This window comes from Psychrobacter sp. 1U2 (assembly GCF_051847575.1).
Genome location: NZ_JBPYDC010000420.1, coordinates 1 through 1104, shown reverse-complemented (window position 1 = coordinate 1104; position 1104 = coordinate 1). Strand labels below are relative to the sequence as shown.

Sequence of the window (1104 nt, the reverse complement as noted above, 5' to 3'; positions counted from 1 at the left end):
GAATACTTGGTACGCGCCTCTCCTGTAAGGGTAGAGAAACCTAATTTATGCAGGTGCTTATAGTGGGCTAAGTTGCTTGGGGTATCAGTTAGCTTGGCGACATAAATGACACCAGTAAGTTGCCGATTGTCTCCAAAGTTTTTGGCGAGCTCATCATCCATCCAGTCAGGATCAGTAATTAAGAGCTGATAGCTGTTTTCATATTTATACTGCGCGGTAGCCAATGAATGAGTAAGCATATTCGACTCTGTACCGTTAGAAAATATTAAGCGTAGCCTCTCTTGGCTTCGAGTGTTCTTTCTAGCCTCTGCTTGATAGATATCAGCCACATAACAAAGCATGCCGTTTAAAACAAAGACACTACCGATATTGATGTCTTTCACCGATGAAAAATTATTTTTGGTAAAAGCCCCCGTTTGAATAGCTTTAGATATGCGCTCAAAGGTTGCTTCAAACTTATAAAAGTCCTTACATTCAAAGCGAGTTGCTATATCTTCGTCATTGTATTGATCATAGCTGGCACGTGTATTGCTCTGACTGTCACTGACTAAAATTTCAGAATGGATGTTGTCAAAAATCCCTAGGTCATCACTGTTGAAAATATCATCTAGACTGTTAATAACAGGTGGCTCGCTAACAGTCACGGTTACCGGCTCAGCTTCTTTAGTGCTATCGCTGACTGCCTTTTCAGACCCATCATCCTTATTGCTCACGCCTTTGTCTGAGAGTGTCGGTTTGTCAGATAGGGTAAAAGTAGTACTTTGCGTAGCCAATAAACCATGCTTATCTAAAGCTAGCAATTCTTGCGAGTTTGCGTGGTTGGTTTGTATGGTAGCTAAGAGGCGAGCATTTATCTTTTCATTAATATCGCTAGCACTGCTACTGGGTATGCGCCCCTGTTGATCGATAAAAAGGTTGATAGTGTCAAATTGCTGCGCTAAAACGCTGTTATTCGCCGAGCTATTTGTAACGGGCTTTATATCGTCTAATAGACCGGTACTGTCATTAGAAAAAATATCTTCTAGTGTCTTGTACTCACGACTTTGGTAGATCTCGTCGAGTTTAATCATGACTATTGGCTTCTCGCTTGGCTTTTTGGTTTCT

Annotated in this window: 1 pseudogene; it reads right to left on the bottom strand. The window is 41.3% G+C overall.

Going from position 1 to position 1104, the window contains the following annotated elements:
- A pseudogene (locus tag ACS8FD_RS16280) lies at nucleotides 1–1070 on the bottom strand (hypothetical protein); the annotation flags it as partial.
- Nucleotides 1071–1104 lie beyond the last annotated feature (34 nt).